Raw genomic sequence first — 19,293 nt, forward strand, 5'->3', positions numbered from 1 at the left:
CTTTATTAATTAAAGGTACTCAAATGAAATTTGATTTGAAATCTTCACCCCGCCATATTCAACGCCTGACGAATATAGCCAGCGTGATAAGCGGTATAAGTGGTCTTAATGTTGTAATAGACAATAAGGTACATACACCTTATTTCAACAGCGAAAAGAACGTTTGTGTATTACCTAATGGTGATTATAGCGATGAGAAATTCGTCAAGCTAATTGAAGGGTTTATATGTCATGAAGCTGGACACGGTCGCTATACAGAACATGAAGTATACCGTGAAGCTTTTGTTGGGGAACTGATTAATGCAGATGGCTTCATCAGTATAGATGATAAGCTGAACGCTGAATTTCAAACCCTTAAACAAAAGAAAATCGCATATGCCAGGGCTTACCGTCTACATGGACTTATTAATCTCTTTGATGATGTCCAGATGGAAGAGAAAACGGGTATTAACTATCAGGAGGCAAAAAAGCGCCTCGCGGTAAGTTATGCCTTGATGGTTGAAGCTGGGCGAATGACGGTTGATGTTTCTTCAAGCCCTCAAAACCCTGTTCAGTTTATTGAAATGTTCCTGCTTAATACATTGCGGGTTAACGTTCTCCAGCAAGAAGGGCATAAAGAAACGCTTGATCCATTTTTCGATTATGCAAAGAAAATCCTTGAGCCTGTAATTTTAGAAGTTGATGAGATTATTCATCAGGCTCTAAGTTGCAAAAGTACGCAAAATTGCGATTCTCTGGCGCGTAAAACCTTGGCTCTTTTAGAGCGTTTACGGGATGAAGCCAAAGAGAAACAGCAAGAAGAGGATCAGAATAAAGACCCGCAAAACGACACAGACAATTCATCTGGCTCTGAGAATGAACCTGATTCCGAAACCAATGGTGACAACCAGGGTGAAGGGGATGGAGATTCCGAAGAGCAAGACGATGATGCTGGTAATGGTAAAGCACCTATGGAAGATAATGAGCCGTCAGAGCAATCTAAAGGGGATGAAGAAAGTGCTGAGAGCGGTAACGGTGAACCTGATGGAGAGCCCGAAACCGATGAATCGGCTAACCCTGACTCGTATGATGCTGACGGAACTCCTTCCCAAATCGACAGTTCCAATGGAAATCCTTCCGATGGGGAAAGTAACTTTTCTCCTGAGCAGTGGAGTATCCTTGCCAAATTGCTGGATGATTTTCTTAACAGCGATGAGGAAAGTGAAGATTTTCATGAGGCTCTTGCAAATGAAATCTCCGTAATTGCTGCCAGTGTGTCGGATGAGGTTAAAGCTGAATTTGGTGCAAATGAGTGGGATCTTCCAGATTTGCTTATTGATCTGAATGTCTACAATGAAGCATTAAATATCAGTCAGACTCTTGGGGCAGACTTATCTGTTTTACAGCAGGTAAAAATGCGTGGTCAATTTAAAACCCGTGATAGAGGCTTGTCATTCGACATTAATCGATTGATCCAGTCTCCGATGGGTGTGAGGGATGTATTCCGGTCGCAAAGCGAATCTAAAAACCGGGGCCACGTCGGCTTGGTTATTGTTCGTGATATTTCAGGTTCTATGATTCTGGATCACCGTTATATCCACGCAATTAAGACTGACCTTGCATTAACTTTGGCGATTGAAGCTAATTCAAAAATGCACGTTGCTAATGTGATTTATCCGTTTGTCGACAAAGACTTTGAAGTTATCAAAACGTTTGATGAAAACGCGGAAGAGACGCTTTCAAAATTTTCACTCGGCTGTAAAGGGAATAATACCCCAACGGGTTCCGCCTTAATGGCTGCTGTAGAATTGTTACTTGAAAGCCAGTTTGACAGGAAAATTGTTTTCCTTATTACTGATGGTTATCCGACAGAGTCTGATTACACCATTAGTGATGTTCTTACGGTAGCTGAAAGTAACGGTATTGAAATCGCTGGTGTAGGCATTAAAACTGATGAGTTAATTGGTTTTGATGAGGGCACCTTCGTAAATGTTGATGATATTTCTTTACTGCCGAATGTGGTCAGTAAATTAGTACATCAAATTCTATCTAATTAACTCTACCCAATCGGGGCAAAATGACGCCCGGTTGGGTCGTTTTGCTCCCTGAAGGATTAAGGAGCAATATATGACTCAGATAAAGACTTACCGTGTCGAGTATGAAAAAGTCGGGATGATGCATCGTGTCCGTATTTTTGGTCGCATGGGTGAAGTTGTCAAAAGTGAATTGCCAAAAGAAGTAATTCTCCGGGATGTATCTATACCGGAGGGTAATGTAAAAATGGCAACATCAATGGTTGATGGTTTTATCCAGCGTCTTGAAAATAATGGCTTCAAGTCTGAAGCGTAATTGTTAAGGGCCATTATGGCCCTTATTCTTAGATTCTGCGTTGTGGGTTTCTCCCTGTTTTCTGCATCGCAGAGGGCATTGAGAAACCCACAATGCCAGATAAGAGAGAACAAAATGACTTATGCATCACCGGCTGTTAAGCGTACACCACATGAAGTATCTGAGCACTTTATTAAAATGGTTCACGCTCGTGTTGCGGAAGCCTCTGGCTGGCGCTATGTATTCGATAGAATACCGGCATTTAAAGATGCTTGTGATAAAGCACCTAGCCAGGTTCCTTGCCCCTTCACCGGGGACGGGAAATCAAAGTTCCGTTTCCGAAAAAAAGACCTCTATACCGGTTGTGCTATTCACAATGATTTCCCTGTGAATGCATTTTGTGACGGTATTGATGTGCTGGCAGAGTATTACAAGTTGAGCAAAACCCAGACTTGTAAGAAGATCTTGACTGATTTCTTTGGTATGGATCTGTACGCTCCGTTAACTGATGCGGATCTCGAAAGTGAACGGCGTTATAAATCAACAGTTCGTGCAACCGAAACGCTTGATAGCGATGAAGTTGAAAAACGGCTGCGTAAACTTGAAGTGTTATATCACTATACAGGTGAAATCAAGCCAGGGAGTCCTGTGGGCATGTATCTCCGAAATCGTGGTCTTAAACGAATTCTGAGTAATCTGCCTAAGGATCTTGGTCTGAACAACCGACTTTACTATATGGATAAGTCACTAGAGAAACCGTCAACTTACCCGGGAATGATCGCAATTTATCGTGATACACGGGGACGTCCTCTGACAATCCATAGAACGTTCGTAGAGAAAAATGGTGATAAGGCTCGGGTAGAGAATCCGAAACTGATGATGAAACCGCCTGCCGATATGACCGGCGGCTCAATTCAGCTGTACGACCCACACTACAACTCAGGTACCCGTACCTGGACGTTAGGTGTGGCTGAAGGCATAGAAAACGCGCTGTCAGTAACTGAAGCGACTTCAACACCGTGTTGGGCTGCGAGCTCTGCCTGGTGTCTTGAAAACGTTGAAGTGCCGGATAGTCTACTGCCTCCTCCGGATGTGAAAGAAATACAGTTTTACGTCTGGGCGGATAAGGATGTTGTGAATTCAAGAGGCGCTTGCCCGGGTATGGAGTCAGCAATACGACTTCAGGCCCGAATGGAAGAGTTTTTTGCAAAGCGATATCCCACTTCAGAGCTGACAATTAAAGTCTTTGAACCAGATTTCGATATTCCTGAAGGGACGAAAGGAATCGACTGGAACGAAGTATTGAAATTAACAGGACCTGATGGCTTCCCAGTAAAATGGGCTCCTGAATGTCTTGCTCAGCTTTAAACCCGATAACTCCCCCGCCTTTTTAGGTCGGGGGGGTTATCTCTTTAGTGTTTAATTTCATAAATACTAAACAGATAATTAGATTTCCTTCGTGAAAATCACCTGTTATTCAGGTTTTTTTTACGGCTGAGATGCTTGCTCAGTTAAATAAATGTGCGGTACATCTGGCTACGGTCGGTTGTATGACGTGGTATATCCATATAACTCAAAACCCCTGACGGGAGTATTACCGTTAGGGTGATGCTCATCGTTTAATATAAGAGAGCATTGTTATGAAAACTGAAAATCAAGACTTATTTAATAAGTTTGCTGCTGTGATTTCATCTCGTATCGTTGAGCAACCATCATCATGCTATTATCTTCATGATAGTGAAGTTGACCTTACGATTTTAAAACACAGCATAATAGATAAGGACAAAAACCTGTTGTATGTAATTCGCCCTTCAGGTACATGTTTGTTACGCTGTGATAAATATTTTTTTCCGAATTACTATCTTACCTGTCGTGGAGATTATAAAGCATTCATTTATGTGCATTTTAATCTTGCTACAGGAAAAGCGGAAGATATCACGTGGCAACAAGCTTTAGAAGTTTTGTCCAAACCGGGAAGGCCCCCATTGAGAGGTTCTCTTGGAAGATTTGATTATTTAAAACTTGTGGTTGATGATCTTCGTACCCGTGGTTATGCCGATTTTCTACCGGCATATAATCTGGATGGACTTCGTCATTTTGCAGTAAAGGATGAGCGACCATCTCTTGTCAGTTATATCGACAATGTCATAGCTCTTTGCGCATAAACATATCACATATTTTAACTACATCCCTGATGGCCAATCCCATCGGGGGGGCCCTCAGCATTTAACCTGGAGGCCTTATGAAATTAGCTACAGATCTTGTCAATGCAGTTCTGATAAAGGATGGTGTTGTACCGGTTTCCATTACTGAGATGCCTGTACAGTCTCTTGTAAATCCTTTGACACAAGTGCATCTCAGCCTGTACCTGAAAACAACGCATTTATCGCGGTTCGTCCCTGACTATGTCGAGACTCTGAAAGATTGTCCGGTATCGTATGATATCGGCCTTGAACTTCAGCAGTGTATCAGCAGTGCTGAATTGCTCTGCGAAGACATGGAATCGCTTGAATTTATCTCTGTATGGATAGAACTCTATACGTGTAATTCAAAGCAACAACGGTTTGAGGAAAGTAACTTTTCTCTTCGTTCCGAAGATATCGAGCTGGCTAAGATGCTAGCTTGTTCCCATGATCTCTTGATTAGCCAGGCTGCTTGTTTCTGGCTTTTATATTTTGATGACTTCATGAGATATGTGCGTAATAGACTCTGTACTTTACTCAGAGAAGTTTTAATACTGATTGCCGGACTGCGGAATGCATTCTTGCACCGTAATGAAGATCAGTTAATTAAGAGAGTGAAGTACGGGAATGAAATGCTGGAGGTAACTCTTAAAGCTATTGCACTATGTTCAATGGACCGGTATCTGAAATCATTTACCTCTTTACGAACAGAAGCGGCAGCTTCGGGTTTTATCAAATGTGTTAAGTCTTATATCAGTACAGGGTGGAGACATGGTTATATAGTCTGTCACTATTATCGAAATGGACAGTCTCTTGGTAAGTCATTACCACTTTTTATAAGTGAGACGTCTGAATACAGTATACAGAAACGAGTAAATCGTCTTATATCTTCCACGATATCAGGGCGAAATAAAGATTTAGGTCTTTCTGATTTCTGATTAACACTACCCATCTGGGGATTACTCCCCTGATGGGCGTAATCCCTTTTTATAACGAGAGGATTACATGAAAATTATCGAGAAAATCATTAATGCATTTCTGATGTCACGCAATCACGCTGTGAAGGTCAGCAATGTTATCTGCTTAACTGGTTGTGACGGTAAATTTACTGGTATACGCTGTGACGCCGATGTTTCATTTGATTTTCTTCATTCGTATGCTAACGCATACAGTTCAATATTTTTAGATATCCCGTTCCCTGGGTTCGAAGACCAGAACATTACGGATTGTGTTAAACGTCAGTTAGATGTAGTGAAAAATAAGCAGAATCGGTCTTTCTTTATTGACCATATTAGATTCCCGGTTACTGTCAAGGAAGGATTCACTCTACAGCGCGGTGGTAGTTACGACGTGACTGATAGTGAATATAACAAGCAACGATTGCTGCATTTAACTCGACATGGACGTTTTGGTGAAGACTATCTCACGTACAAAGAAGGACTGAGTCCCTTCTTTTCATTTGTGAATGTAGAATTACATGAAACTATGAAGGAAGGTATTCGTTTAGCACTTGATGTTTTAAATAAGATAACAACTGACCAACCTGACCGTCTTATAAAGGACTTTAAATATCATGACTGTTACAATAGTTATAATGTTCAAATATTTTGTAAGGGGTTGCCAGTTGATATTCTGGAAACGATGATCGCACCTGACTTTTTGTCATCCGACATGTCTGGTAGTCGTCAGATCATCAAAAATGCACGCCGCTATCTTAAAGGCTTTGCCCACAGTAATCGTGTTTACATGAAGTACGGTTGGCGCTTAGCGGATATCGACACGTCTGATTATGCTAAAGTCATGTCAGATAAAGAAATGCATGCCAGAGATGATCTTAAAATGTTTTGCGGTGTCTTTGTTAAAGAGTGCTTCGCATCCGGAAAAGATGAATACGAAGCCTACCTTCAAGAAAGACAACACGCTATTCGTTACGGGTATTAAAACTTATTTTCAACTTATCTAATCCCTGAGGGAACTCTTCCCTTGGGGAGAATTCCCTCTTAACCGAGGGCAATAAAATGAAAGCTATTTATAAATTAATTGAAGCGATGCTGGTGAAGATGGGTTTTGAAGGTGCTGCGATCCAAAGTGTCAATCTGGAAACCGGAGTCATTCAGAGTCTTGTTGTGAAGGTTGATATTCCAGTCCGGACTTTAAAACCGCATTTAATGCGTTATCTGCGCGACTGGGAGCCTTTATGGGGCCCTGACGTGGATAACCATCCTGTTGCACAATATTGCTCAGGAGCTGCGTTGTTGAAGGCTGGGCCGGTCACTCTTGAAACCTTGCAGTTTGAGGTTTCAGTGTCAGCAGCTCACCTGCGTCTTGTTGATGTTGAGCCAGACTGGCTGAATGAAGGTGTGAACCGTGAAAAACTGGACTATGTCTATTATCGTTCCAGCAATGCAGACAAGGATTTAATCCTTGGTATGGTTGAAAACGGTCACAATTTCATCAGCCATCTTCATGGCCAGTTACGGTCACGCTTATCTCAGGTTCTTCCGCTTATTTTCGCAGTTACAGAAAAGGTTGCGGAAAGTTCAGTTCCACAAGTGTTAACCAGGTTCTTCAGTGTTGACCATCAAATCAATACTCAGATAGTAGTTGAACCGGTACCCGTTTCAGTTGCAGACCAGATAATTTCTGCCAACTGGGATGTGAGTAGTATTTCTGGGGCTGACAAGTTCCTGAACCATGTTAATCGTTACCTGTCGGGTAGGGTGATGAAGCGGCGCATTTACGCTGTTATTGAATCTTGCAACGATGGCCCTTTAACTCTCGACGCGAATCTAGGTTGCTTTACTTCACCTCTTCTCGTCACTGAGTACAAAATGGTTCAATCGCATTCTTCATCGCTGTACAGAAAGGCTATAAATAACTCGCTTAAGCAAATCAATTCGTATGCTCCAGAGCATTCGGATGATCTGCTTTACATGTAATTAATAAATAACCCTAAGGGAAGCTCAATCCCTTTAGGGGATGCTTCCTTTATTCTTTCAAGAGGAAGTAGATATGTTTAATGAAAACGATGATATAAATTTTGTTAGCGCCATGCTTAAAAAACAACTTGGTCTGACAGTAATTCAACAGGATATTAAACTGTTTGATAAGTCTAATTTCTTTGAACAACTCTCATTCAAAGCAGAAGTGGCGACTGATGATTTGTTATTCTATCTTGATTCATATATCGAAGAGTTGATAAAACATAAAGCGCCGTATTCTGAAACCGAAGTTCTCCGGAATAAAATCAAATACCTTTTTAAAGTATATGAAAAGTCTGGGTTTCAGAAAATAACAATTCGTGGTTATCATAATGCGCATAGCACTATGAAATTTTTCGATATAGCAACATCAATATTGGCGGCCTCAGAATCGTTGCCTGAATATGATGAATTTCAGAAAGGTCTCAGAAAGGAAATTTATCAGAATAGAATGAGTGTTGACGGGAAAGTTCTTATTGCCCGGTATGCACTGAAGCAATTTTTCCATTCTGATTTTGGCGACTTTATCTATGAGTTTGAGAAAAAAATAACAGAGTGTCTATTTAATTCTCTTCAGGTTATCAAGTCTGTTAAAAATTCATTTCATAGTTTAGGTCAATATCAATATCACCGTCGTGTAAATCATGAACTGATGTTGCATCTTGAGCTGAACACTGATGAATACCCGGCTTGCATGCCTGATCTTTACATTGGTTTCAATGAGTCTGAAGGCACGACGGGGGCGTATTGCGATGATGAAAAACTCATTCGTCTTTATACCTGCGTAAGTTCCGGACACGATGTGCCGGTTATGATGAACGTTCGTTTCACTGGCAGTGATGGGAGTGTTAAGTGTGAATCCTCGCACGGAACCTTCTCTTCTGTGGGACCTTGTGGCCGAGTACAAATCTGTGACAGAGCAGCGTTGATCCATGAAGCGATTGAAGAGTTTCGGGACGGTGTTTAACCGGTCCTCATTCTCACCTCATCGTAAAAAGTAACTTTGTTCGACTAAATGATTGCGTTCACTTTCCTGTTTAACTGGCAGGATAGAATGATTTAGAAAAACATATTTTTATCCACCCACTGGGGAAGTTGCTCCCCTATGGGGCACTTCCTTTCAATTTTCCTGAGGAAGTGAAAATGACTAATTATACTGATAATCAAAACTACGTTCGTGCAGTACTGGCAGACATTGGCATTGATTTTGATGAGACAGAGATTCATATCAATGTCTCTCACTGCCAGGGCGACGAGGTTTCTTTTTCTTGCAGTATATCAGCCAGTGAATTAAGACAGTCTGTGGACCATTATGCGGAAACGCTTAATGCTACTCAACTGGATGGACTGGATGCTAATACCCTCAAGAAGCGCCTGGTTTACTTCCTTGAGGTCTTCGACCAAGTTTCCGGTCAGTATCTGGATATCTCTGGTAAACACTACGCGACTAGCCGCTTTGAATACGATGATGTCTGTTGTGATATCCTAAGTCTTTCTGCGGATAGCACACAACCTGGTGGCTATGATCGTGAAGAATACAAAAAACTGATGGAAGTTGATGGACAGGTTTTAATCGCCCGTTTTGCACTGGAACAATTCTGGAATACGCATTTTATTGGGCTTATCAACTATGTATCAGATGAAATAACATCCGGTCTTCATGATGCTTATCGCACTTTCAGTGATATAAGCATGGCCGCTTATACATTTAGTGAGTATTCATATTCACGTCGAATTACCGACGAACTGAGTCTGCATATTTCACTTCAAGAGGACGATTTCGACGATCAATTAACCGATTGTTATATGGATGAAACAACGCTGCCGTCCGGCAAAGTAGTTTTACGTCGTAATAATGAATCGATTATTGATATTTATGAAAGTTATGCTGCAAAATCTTACTTTCATATGGTTGCTCATGTTCGAGTCCTTGATCAAGATGGTGAAGTCGTTAATGAACTTTACCAAGGGGTGAATGTATCTGAATTGACTGGTGGCCGGGTTAAAATCCATGACCGTCAGGATCTAATTTATGAAGTATTCTCCACATTACGTAAACTCATCCCCGCTACAGAGGTTAAAGTCTCCGTTGCGGCATGAGTGCTGAAGATAGTTTTATATCTTCAGTTTTTTATACTCCCAAGAAGGCACGGTTATCCGTGCCTTTTTTTATTCCTCAAATCTGTTCTTTAATCCGCTATATTTCAACGTACTCATTGACCGATATGATTAACTGCATTGCTCTCCGGTCACAGCTCTTCATAAACCATCCGTTACCTTCCGCATCAACTCCAATCCAAAATGACACTCTTTCTGCTGCTTCCTTTCCTGCTCCGGTTAGTTTCAATTTTTTGACACGTGTTTCCGTTTCCGGCCGCAATCAGTCTACATGCTGGAGACTGCATAAATAAAATTTACTTACTTTGTTTTAGTTTCGCGAAAATAGGTCTCTTATCCGAAAAATGGAACGATAGAGATTTGTATACTGTTTAAAACAAAGGAGTGACTATGCCTGCCACCATAAGTCTGAGCAATATCCCTGTGAACTCGGTCTTTTCCCACGACCAAAGCCAGTTCTCTTATCGGCATGTTGATTTCAGTATTGAGTTGCTGCTTTCTTCGGGAAGTGACTCACAGCTGGAGTATCTTTTTCTCAAACCGGCAGCTGAAGTAAAGGCCGATCTACAGCGTCGTTTAGGCCGTGGGGAACTCTTTGTGACAACAGACAGTTGCGACAATTTTAGCGAAGTCTATGGCTGTATGGGACACGATTGCTGAGGGCTTTATAAAGGCAGGCGTCCGATTTTATAACAATACGAGACACAAGCACCTAATGATGACTGAATCGTTCTATGACTGGGTTGTGTACTGCATCACGGGCGTAATAATGGCGTCGGCGCTCCTCGAAGGAAAAAGAACCCGTTTCCCGGCTGCATTTTTTTACGGAAGCATTGTGCTTCTGGTTGTTTTGATTGTGGCCGGTGGCCTGAACTGGTGGTTTTACCGGTCAAAATTCGGCTCAGTCGTCGTTATTTTTGCTGCTACAACACTGTTAATGACCCGATTCAGGATGGTCATTTATGCGCTCAGGTTTCGGTCGCTGGTTGCAGGTCTGCAATCACACGTTAACAAGGGGTTCAGGATAATCCTCGTTTTACCCGAAAATGAGGACGAGAAGATCGTATTAATGAGCATGTTGTCTAAAAAAATACCCGCAGGCGCGTTGTTTTATACCCAAACTGCTCTGGGTCCATATTCAGGGGATCTACTGCATGCATTGGGACAAAAGCATCTTATGGGCGAAGGTTACCTGCTTCTCTGTGAGCAACAACTTCCTGCCCGAACCTGGCTAAGCACTGTGGAAAACGGTGAACCAGAGACGTCTCTTGCAGTCAATTTTCATTCGATCCCTGATATGGAGTGATACCCCTATGTACAATACCGATTCACAGACCGTACCAGCTGACACCCTGTGTGAAAGCAGTTCTCAGGTGAAAATTCAGTTAAGTCGAAGTGCCTCCCGGGCGCTGACGACGGCGAAAGAAATTCTTGAAACCCGGGGACTGGAATCTGTATCAACTGAAGATCTCGTTCGGGCATGCCTCGAAGAAAATCATCCTCTCGATCTGGCCAGCATCTATCTTGAGCATCGACTAAAACAGAAGGGGACCAGCATCTGCGAATTTTAGCGTTTTGCAACCTATTGGGGAAAATCCGGAATGTGTTTAAATAGCTGTAAATAAAGCAATCTACAGGTAAATCATGAAAAGCAATCTTCATCCTTTTGGAGCGTCTGGCACGAAACGAGTACTCAAAACGGACATTGCGTTGTCGCTGCTCTGTTGGATGTTTACCAGTCCCTTTAGCAACTGGACCGAAAAATATTTTACCGGCACAGAGGTGCCTGAAGCACCGATGCCCGAGTTGGGTCAGGCACCTGAGGCTATCTTTCGATTTGTGCTTAATGATGATGGTTTTGATGTTGGTTATGACGCTGTGGGTATGGATCTCTGCTGTTTCTCTATCCCACTATCTGCAATGCCAACAGTAAATCTCGACGAAGAAGAGACGTTATCCAGGCTGACTGGCGAAATGATCCACGGCGTACTGCTTTCTCTGCCTGAGTACCTTGAGATGCCAGACAGGCTTGTCTATCAGCTAAATGATGAGGTAATGGCGTTCAATTCACACTGTGGCAACGGAATTCTCCATGGATGGACGTCAGCGCAAGAGCTGTGGCGAAACGAGATCTTGCCACGCACACCTATTTTGATGCAGCACACCTCAGTCATTCACTGAGTTCCGGGGGCTCTGGATGAAAAAGCGACTTTACCTGTTGGAATGGAAACTTTGTGAGACACGAGCCTGGTTAGGATGGATGGTTTTTTGGTTGATCATCAGTTTTATGCTGTTATCTGCGATGTTGATGACAGGGCATTTGCTAAACAAGTTTGTCCTAGCGCCCGTCTGGCTGTTTATCTGGTGCTCTCCCTGGTTATGCTTCTTGTTGAAGGTACGCGTGACCGAGATTGATAAAGGGCTGGTGAATACCCTTCAGCTCGGAGGTTTACCGGTTTGTCGGTGGAGCCGTCCTGTAGTTCCCGGCATTTGGTCTGTTGATCGAATGAACGGCCGCTACAGGCTGAACCGTATTGGCACGGATGGCCTAACGGTACATTATCCGTGGCGCTTGCATTATCAGCCTTTGTTCCTGACTCCGGATAACCAGATTTCTGATATTAACGGGGGTAAACATGAATGAAAAATATGACGCTGTAGTGAGTGCAGCTACCTCCTGTCTGTTGTATGTCCGTGAAAACGGAAGGTCAGGCCTCGGGGAATGCCCGGTGGCGTATTCGAATGAACTCATCAACAGATGGCTTAGTTCGGCTGAACGTCGTAATTTGCATTCTCGTCAGTGTTTGCGTTCGATCCGAACCATTCTGAAGCAAGCCAGAAAGTGTCGTCAGCCTGATTTTAAGAGCGTGATGCATTTGCTGGTGGAAGGTAATGGCGTTATCCCGGATGTTACAGTATCGGATTTGGGTAATGTGCAGAGTATACGAAATGAACTTATTGGACTGGGCTGGTGGGTGAAGTTCGGTGTACCGCTGGACTGGCAGCGTATCAATCTGCAACACAGGCCTGTCAGTTTTGGCCTTTTGTCCGACCTTAATCGTTGTTTCAGGCATGACGGCCAGCAGGCTGAACCTCTGCCCCTTTATACAACAGGCAATTCCGATGAACTGCGGAAGGTGTTGGAAAAGTACAGCTACCGGCTGCGTATCGCATCTTCAGAAGTGGTTGAGGATGTAACGGTGTTGCGCTGTTTTATTGAAACCGGAGTGATGAATGTCCAGTGAAAATTTACCTTTCTACCGTGATCGGATTCTGGAGCGAATTGAACAGCTCAGAGCCTTTCTGAATAACCATCAGCCGGTGATGGCGGAACTGATGACTGTGGGGGCCGTCACGCGCCACGAAGAGCGGCTGAAAGAGGTTACCCCAATTGAGGTGAGTACTATTTCTGATGCCTCTGTAGATGACATTATCCGTGTATTTCAGGATTTTTGTATCGATGACATCGATGTACTCAGCAGGAATTCAACGAAAGTAACGACCAAATATCCGGGGCTGATTATTGTTCCTGAGGGTGCCGAACTGCTGAGCAGAATTATTCGCGATATCAACGACGCCAAAACTGACTTTGCCTCAGCTATGAAAAGGGTAAATGATCAGAAACACATCCGCTTTGAGGAAGTTCACCGTAAACTTCCCGGCCTTGTGACAGTGGCGTCTACTCGCAAAATTATGTTTGTGGAGGCACGGCTTAAAAAAGTTACTTTTTGCTGGCGACTAAACCGGAACCAGGTAAAAACCAACGCCAGTGAGCTCATCGCGATGCTGGATAAGCGTCGTACGGCAGCGGTCAAATCGCCAGCGACCACTGACCTGACAGTGGTTGCGAACATCGATAGGGCGAAGGCATTACTTGAAAGAAAGGTCCTACAAGACGGGGATGCGTTACGTCTTTGTCGGACCAATACCTTCCCGGTTCCGATCGCGCATCTGTTCTCATACCGTCCTGAAGGCACGGAGCGTGGAAGTAGCAAATACGCCGAGACGGATTACAAGGTGGTGAAAGCCTCACTGCCCATTTTCGCTGTTGGACAAAAGCCAGCATTTAAAGGTCTTCAGAACTGGGTGCCTGCGTCGGATGACGCACCGTCAAATGCACGAAGGATCAACCATAGCTACACGGAGCTTGTACCCGGTGCGGATCTTGGCATTTTCATTATGAGTAAGGTCTGAGGAGAAAAGCATGCAATGGATCTCCACTACCAGCCAGAAGCTCGATGAGAGACTTTATCGTGTCTGTGTCTGGGTGAAAAAATACCACGAGGACGCTATTAACCGTGTTGTATTGACGGTGGATCTCAGTAAAGCCCGACATGACCCGGGAGAGGATAAGGTACGGTCCGAGTTACTGTGTGGCCATTACTTTCTCATGAGGAAGGAAAACAATGCGAAATCGGCGCCAGCGGATCAAAACTTTGAATTTTTACCTGACGGCCGCAACCTGAGCTGGCAGACGTCGACCCCGGGGCTTCAGCAGCTTCTGCTGAACAATAATGTACCGGAGTCCCTCAGGACCCTGGCTGATTATATTCACATACGTCTGACCAAACTGACAATGGTCCCGATGTCGGGAACCATAATGAAAGCTGCACAGGAAGACAGTATCAGCTGGGTGAAAGTGGATCTGCGATATTTCTGGCAGTATGAACTGGTTGATTCCCATCTGGGACCTGTCCAGGTGTCTCATAAGGCGCTTGTGCGTTTTGGCCGTCTGGCTAAACACGATGAAAATGCCAGCGCTATTCGTATGCTTCGCCAGCGGTTGTCATCACCATTTATTCAGGAATATGAGATGCCTGAGGAGGAGCTGAAGCGTAAGCAACAGATCATGAATACCGCCGATGTGAAAATGCTTTTTCATGCTCATTATCCGGGGCAGAAATTGCTGTTGGCCCGGTATGCCAATGGCTGGGTGCTGGTGGATTGTTTCCTGTTCCACCATATCAAACCCAAAAAGAAGGCGAAAAACAAAACCAAAGCAGGCAAATCAGAAACACAAAATATAAAAACGACGGGGAGTGAGGATCATGGAACTGGGCATTATGGTGTGCATCGTGTTGTTACTCTCACTGGCAGCGGTGTGGATCAGTAACAAGGCGGTGGGATTACTGGAAATCCATTATTTTAAGCGACCGCTGAGCATGGAATATGCGGCGTGGCTGAGGGTGATGTGTGCCGGTTTGTTGTTTATTTTTATCCAGATGGCCCCGGCATTCACGTTTCTGTATACGCTTAAGCTGGTGGCACTGTTAAACTTGGGTGTGCAAACTATGAAGCTTAACGGCGTTTATAAAATGAAACGCACAGGTATGCTGCCGCCGAAAGACGCCCTTCAGGATCTGAACCGGTTTAATCCTTTCCGTAAGAAATAACCCTCAGCAGCGCCCGCATGGGCGCTACTCATCCAGCGCTCCGCGCATGAATTGCGTCATCGCTTTTTTACCAGCTTCAATGTTACGGATATAGCGTGAAACCATCTCCGCGTTGCTCCAGTTACCCATCTCCATGATCTGCAAGAGCGTATACCCGGCATGAGCAAGTTCGATGGCACCGCCTACGCGGACGCTGTGACCGGTCCAGCATCGGGTGCCCGTTTCCTGCGGATGAAGCTCTTCCCAAAGCGCTTCAAAGGCCCGGAGTAGCGTGTTCTTACTAAGCATACCCTCATCCTCGACGGGAATGGGTTCGCCATTTCCCCCGAGCGGGGTTCGGGTAGGCAGATAGGGCATGTTATGGTTTCTCAGCAGCGCATTGATTTCGTTACCCTGGCTTCGTAAACCCCATTCAGGTGGCATATATCCGTTATCCTGAAAGTTAACGGCCTGAAAGAGATAGTCCTTCGGATGGCTGTATTGATCCCTTCCGACCATACCCATCAGCCTTCTCAGTGTGGCTGTGAGGTTAGGGGTCAGATGATAGGTGAGCAGGGTACTGACAGTGGATTTTGTCCGGTATACCGTCAAGGTAAAGCTGCCGGTCTTTTCATCCAGCACAAGGTCTTCCATCCGAATTCGCCTGATCTCCGCTGAGCGAAGCAGTGTTTCAAACCCTGTCCAAATTAGGCAAAGGTCGCGGAGTTTGCGCACCGACTGCGTCGTACTGTGTGCTTTAATCAATGCCTTTAGATCCGTCACCATGAATGGCGTAGCCTGGCGGGTAACTTTCTGCTTTCGGGCTTCAGCCTGTTCGAGGGCCGCAAGAATATAACCCACTTCAGATGTGATGATCCCAGGCTGATCGAGTGCTTTCCTTTGGATACTGTTCAGGGCATGCAGGCACCCTTTAATACTGCTTCGTGACAGTGACTTCTGAAGATGGTCTAAATAGGCCAGCAGTGGAGTTTCAGTCACCGGGAGAGAGCTGGCGGGCCAATCTTCGTTCACCTCCTTTCCTGCATTTGCCTGATACCACTCATTCCAGGAACGCAGCCAATGGAGATACGTCTTAGCCGTATGGTATTTCAGGTGAGAAAAATAGCGGATGAGGCGCATCAGTTGCTTGTCATTAACTTTAACCGTAGACAATTGTTGATGGAGATCGTTGTCTGCAAACCGTCTGGTTACTGGCTGGCTATTCATTGTGTCCACCTGAATACACTGTTTTTATTTACAGCCATTTTAGCATTGCGGTACCTGCTTATGAACAGGTTCCGGGCAACAAAAAAAGGGGGCCCGCCAGTTCAGCAACGAGCCGGAGTTATACGTCAAATAGTTGCAAAAAAAATTAGATTCCCGGAACAAATCCACATAAGATTGGGATACTGTACTTTTGCTGAAAATAACTTAAGGTTGACCATGTCCGAAACTAAACAGGCGTATTTGATGAAATTTCGTAAGTGCTCTTCATTTGACACACTGGAAAAAGTATTTGAACGACTCTGTGAAAAGAATGTTGGTATAGTTTCACTAGAAATTTCCGGGGCATATGACCATCGAAAAGCTGAACTGACAATGAAAAAACTCTACGATAAAGTCCCCGCCAGTGTATGGACCCTGGTTCGTCAGTAAAATGAAAATCCCGGGAACCATTATACAGCCGACGTTTAACAAAAAGAGGTTTATGAAATCGTCTGTTGAACATATAAATTTATTAAATTATTTATTACCACCTCTGGGAATTAGTTTAATCAGAAAAGTAATAACTTCACTTAAAATGCTTTACTTGCTCTGTTGTGGTAAAACGCATGGGAATTAAACCTTTATTAATTTTAACTCTTCCATTCATCTCCTTTTATTTAAACGCGGCGAGCCTAAACGAGTTCAGTCAAAAACTGGATGAAGGTTACCGTTACGCCTGTAACGCAACTCAGACGGGCAACGCAGAGGTTGCCTCTCTGGCGCTTGAGAACTACAGGGCAAATTTCACTACCTCAGACCCAAAAGTTGGTTTCAGCCAGATAATGAATGATGAAATAAACAAGGTTGTCTCGAATTTTTTCAGAATGGGCATGATCCAGGGGAACACCAGTACTGCGGCCTGCGAGACGCCTTCGGAGTTGCTGAGTCAGACCGCTTTGGCGGTATATTCCCGACAGGAAAAGGCGGCGTTGGCATCGAGCCTTGATGCTGTCCGCTTCACTGAATATGCGGCGCAGGCCTACCCGATTTTTGATTCAATCCGGAGTACAAGCATCAGTGAGGATGAAGTAATTAATCAGATTAATAAAATTGGGAATAATGCAATTATAAATGACAAGAATGCTATTGACGCCAGCAATGCGACAAGTGCGATGAAAAACGTAGTGACTGTACTTTTTTCTGCCCGGAGTGACCCGGAACTTATGCAATTTATGATGGGTTATATTGATCAACACAAACTGCATTGAATGTAGGGTCCAGTATTTATATTAAATCAGCTTTCGTCCTGAAAGTGAGCCCACTGTTGGAATGCTCACTAATTCCGGTTCCGTCCGTATTAATAAGTCTCACTGCTGGTGGAGGGACGGGCAACCGGAAAAGTAGCTTTTTACCAGCATAGAATTGCCATCGCTTTATCCATTTGCCCCTGCCACAGTAATAAAAGCAACTTAAAAACTCATGAAAAAAGACCTCTTATCGAAATGTCATACTGCTTTCGTCCGATATAGTGAATGTCTGTATGCTGCGGGGGAAATAACATGCGAAAGAGCTATACCTATGGGATTCCTTTCGGACTCCATCGCGAAACTGGACGGTATCTGGACATCACGGAAGTAAGCAGAGGGAGTGCATGCAACTGTATCTGCCCCGGGTGTCGTACGGATTTGATCGCCAGGCAGGGTGAGGTCAAACTCTGGCACTATAGCCACACCACGGACCTCTTCGGTGATTGTGACGGCTTGATGGAGGCGATTCGGGGAAAAATTATTGAAGTTGTCCGGGAAAGACATCTTCTCGGTTTCCCGCATCTTCTGGCCGGTTATGAAGGCGGGAAGGTGCCACTTGATGAGGTAAGCGGCAGCGGAAGCATGTTCGGCGCCACGGCAGATCTGTTTGTGAAGGTTAACGACCTCTGTGTCGCCGTGTTTCTTGATACCGATCGCAGCGTGGCCGGGAAGCTGACGTTCGACCATCTCCATCCCTCGGAAATGGTAGCAGCATTACGTATCGATCTGCCGGATATAGAATACGAAATCAGTCAGGTACAACTTGGCAGGCGAGATGGAACCTACAGCGAACGTATCGAGAAAATTATCATTGATGAGACGGAGTCACGAGAGTGGTTGTATCATCCCATGATGCAGGAACTGGGGACTGAACCCCTGAAGGTTTATCAGGGCCGTGAGCCTGCGGAAGCAGGACCACTTCTCCAGCGTCTTTCCGACTGCTACATGAAGCTGCCGGACATCTTACCCCAGAGCATGAATACGCTGATAAGAATGCAGCAGGACACCATCGTTTGTTTGTGTCGGCTCACCGTCAGAGCATCCAATATAGCCCAGACTGATGAATTTCCGCTGTTTATACGTTACTTCCGTCTGCATTGTCTCGACACCAGTGAGCATGTGAATTACGAGAAATTGCTGAACTGGCAGGACATGATCACAAAATCACAGGAAGGGCAGTCGCTAACGATGGAGGAACGGGATTATCTCCAGGAAATCGCCCGTATTGGCCTCTACAACCACCGACTTAAAAGTGTCTGCCTGACGGCCTGCGAAGACAGTAAGGTGGCAACAACTGAAGGACCAACAAATTTCTCATTGCTCTGAAGGGGGCTGGGGAGTTACGGGCCTGGCGGGCATGGAAACGTAAACAAAATCTACTTGCTCGCCTTAAGCAGTAATGGGTTGTTCATTTCTTACATGGTCTCAGAGTACCTATCATGATCAGTCCGGTAATATAAACTGGCACAGCCATCATAACAGCCCAACGCTAATGGACATACATTAGCGTTGGGCTGTTATGGCCGAAAGACTGGATCAGGAGTTCCGGATTTTTGCGCGGTAGGTGTGTTTGATCCTTTCAATCGTGGCAAGAGATGCATTCCAGTAGCGTTCAGCGTCGGGGCGATATTGGTCATCGAAGATGCAAAGATTCAATAATAGTGTAATTAGCGTCTCCTGGCGGCAAAGTCAGTCGGCCGGAACTGGTAAACTGTATTCCACCTCACCCGGGCTGGCGGGCGACTGACGTCTTGCCGGTTCATAGCCGGTGGTCGCGTCTGACAATGCGGTGTCCTGCCGGTAGTGACGCTGGCAGGGA

General features: G+C 44.6%; 22 protein-coding genes. 21 read left to right on the top strand and 1 reads right to left on the bottom strand.

Going from position 1 to position 19,293, the window contains the following annotated elements:
* The first annotated feature begins 23 nt into the window (after positions 1–23).
* The 18 genes from C2U43_RS28670 (at position 24) to C2U43_RS28760 (ending at position 14,982) form a co-directional block, all read left to right on the top strand.
* Entirely contained in the window at positions 24–2,036 is a 2,013-nt protein-coding gene (locus C2U43_RS28670) for a vWA domain-containing protein (protein WP_022652174.1), read from the top strand.
* A gap of 70 nt (positions 2,037–2,106) precedes the next feature.
* A complete protein-coding gene (locus tag C2U43_RS28675) occupies positions 2,107–2,328 on the top strand; it encodes a hypothetical protein (RefSeq protein ID WP_015063134.1) in 222 nt (73 codons plus the stop codon).
* A 114-nt stretch (positions 2,329–2,442) separates the two neighbouring features.
* Positions 2,443–3,675 carry a DUF7146 domain-containing protein gene (locus C2U43_RS28680; RefSeq protein WP_032610499.1) on the top strand — a complete coding sequence of 411 codons (1,233 nt, stop codon included), beginning with the start codon at positions 2,443–2,445 and terminating at the stop codon, positions 3,673–3,675.
* A gap of 272 nt (positions 3,676–3,947) precedes the next feature.
* Positions 3,948–4,472, top strand: coding sequence for a hypothetical protein (locus C2U43_RS28685; RefSeq protein WP_022652175.1), 525 nt, complete (start codon positions 3,948–3,950; stop codon positions 4,470–4,472).
* Between the two features lie 77 nt (positions 4,473–4,549).
* Positions 4,550–5,428 (top strand): hypothetical protein, encoded by an 879-nt coding sequence (locus tag C2U43_RS28690; RefSeq protein ID WP_015063137.1) that lies wholly within the window; start codon positions 4,550–4,552, stop codon positions 5,426–5,428.
* Positions 5,429–5,495: 67 nt separating this feature from the next.
* Positions 5,496–6,431, top strand: a complete 936-nt coding sequence (locus C2U43_RS28695) for a hypothetical protein (RefSeq protein WP_015063138.1) — start codon at positions 5,496–5,498, stop codon at positions 6,429–6,431.
* Between the two features lie 77 nt (positions 6,432–6,508).
* A complete protein-coding gene (locus C2U43_RS28700; protein WP_022652176.1) occupies positions 6,509–7,429 on the top strand; it encodes a hypothetical protein in 921 nt (306 codons plus the stop codon).
* A 73-nt stretch (positions 7,430–7,502) separates the two neighbouring features.
* Entirely contained in the window at positions 7,503–8,438 is a 936-nt protein-coding gene (locus tag C2U43_RS28705; protein ID WP_022652177.1) for a hypothetical protein, read from the top strand.
* A gap of 176 nt (positions 8,439–8,614) precedes the next feature.
* The gene (locus C2U43_RS28710; RefSeq protein WP_022652178.1) at positions 8,615–9,571 is read left to right on the top strand and encodes a hypothetical protein; all 957 of its coding nucleotides are present in this window, start codon (positions 8,615–8,617) and stop codon (positions 9,569–9,571) included.
* 408 nt (positions 9,572–9,979) lie between these two features.
* Positions 9,980–10,249 carry a hypothetical protein gene (locus tag C2U43_RS28715; RefSeq protein WP_015063142.1) on the top strand — a complete coding sequence of 90 codons (270 nt, stop codon included), beginning with the start codon at positions 9,980–9,982 and terminating at the stop codon, positions 10,247–10,249.
* A gap of 109 nt (positions 10,250–10,358) precedes the next feature.
* A complete protein-coding gene (locus tag C2U43_RS28720) occupies positions 10,359–10,895 on the top strand; it encodes a hypothetical protein (RefSeq protein WP_223203164.1) in 537 nt (178 codons plus the stop codon).
* A gap of 7 nt (positions 10,896–10,902) precedes the next feature.
* Entirely contained in the window at positions 10,903–11,160 is a 258-nt protein-coding gene (locus tag C2U43_RS28725; RefSeq protein ID WP_015063144.1) for a hypothetical protein, read from the top strand.
* A 73-nt stretch (positions 11,161–11,233) separates the two neighbouring features.
* Positions 11,234–11,770 carry a hypothetical protein gene (locus C2U43_RS28730; RefSeq protein WP_015063145.1) on the top strand — a complete coding sequence of 179 codons (537 nt, stop codon included), beginning with the start codon at positions 11,234–11,236 and terminating at the stop codon, positions 11,768–11,770.
* Positions 11,771–11,786: 16 nt separating this feature from the next.
* A complete protein-coding gene (locus C2U43_RS28735) occupies positions 11,787–12,233 on the top strand; it encodes a hypothetical protein (RefSeq protein WP_015063146.1) in 447 nt (148 codons plus the stop codon).
* Positions 12,226–12,834: a hypothetical protein gene (locus tag C2U43_RS29985; RefSeq protein WP_015063147.1), complete on the top strand. Its 609-nt coding sequence runs from the start codon at positions 12,226–12,228 to the stop codon at positions 12,832–12,834. The genes C2U43_RS28735 and C2U43_RS29985 overlap by 8 nt, the downstream gene beginning before the upstream one ends.
* Entirely contained in the window at positions 12,824–13,783 is a 960-nt protein-coding gene (locus C2U43_RS28750; RefSeq protein ID WP_022652180.1) for a DNA replication terminus site-binding protein, read from the top strand. The genes C2U43_RS29985 and C2U43_RS28750 overlap by 11 nt, the downstream gene beginning before the upstream one ends.
* 10 nt (positions 13,784–13,793) lie before the next feature.
* Entirely contained in the window at positions 13,794–14,702 is a 909-nt protein-coding gene (locus tag C2U43_RS28755; protein WP_022652181.1) for a hypothetical protein, read from the top strand.
* Positions 14,638–14,982 carry a hypothetical protein gene (locus C2U43_RS28760; RefSeq protein ID WP_015063150.1) on the top strand — a complete coding sequence of 115 codons (345 nt, stop codon included), beginning with the start codon at positions 14,638–14,640 and terminating at the stop codon, positions 14,980–14,982. The genes C2U43_RS28755 and C2U43_RS28760 overlap by 65 nt, the downstream gene beginning before the upstream one ends.
* 24 nt (positions 14,983–15,006) lie before the next feature.
* Here C2U43_RS28760 and C2U43_RS28765 read toward each other — a convergent pair whose 3' ends face one another.
* Complete coding sequence (locus C2U43_RS28765; RefSeq protein ID WP_015063151.1) at positions 15,007–16,188, bottom strand: tyrosine-type recombinase/integrase; 1,182 nt, start codon at positions 16,186–16,188, stop codon at positions 15,007–15,009.
* A 216-nt stretch (positions 16,189–16,404) separates the two neighbouring features.
* On the opposite strand from C2U43_RS28765, the gene C2U43_RS28770 reads away from it, so the two are divergent.
* The 3 genes from C2U43_RS28770 to C2U43_RS28780 all read left to right on the top strand — a co-directional run bounded on the left by C2U43_RS28770 (position 16,405) and on the right by C2U43_RS28780 (position 18,800).
* Complete coding sequence (locus C2U43_RS28770) at positions 16,405–16,617, top strand: Hha/YmoA family nucleoid-associated regulatory protein (RefSeq protein WP_022652191.1); 213 nt, start codon at positions 16,405–16,407, stop codon at positions 16,615–16,617.
* 176 nt (positions 16,618–16,793) lie between these two features.
* On the top strand, positions 16,794–17,435 hold the full coding sequence (locus tag C2U43_RS28775; RefSeq protein WP_015063153.1) for a hypothetical protein: 642 nt from the start codon (positions 16,794–16,796) through the stop codon (positions 17,433–17,435).
* A gap of 417 nt (positions 17,436–17,852) precedes the next feature.
* Positions 17,853–18,800: a hypothetical protein gene (locus tag C2U43_RS28780; protein WP_223203166.1), complete on the top strand. Its 948-nt coding sequence runs from the start codon at positions 17,853–17,855 to the stop codon at positions 18,798–18,800.
* The last annotated feature ends 493 nt before the right edge of the window (positions 18,801–19,293 follow it).

The organism is Citrobacter freundii complex sp. CFNIH9 (assembly GCF_002903305.1).
Lineage (GTDB): Bacteria > Pseudomonadota > Gammaproteobacteria > Enterobacterales > Enterobacteriaceae > Citrobacter > Citrobacter portucalensis.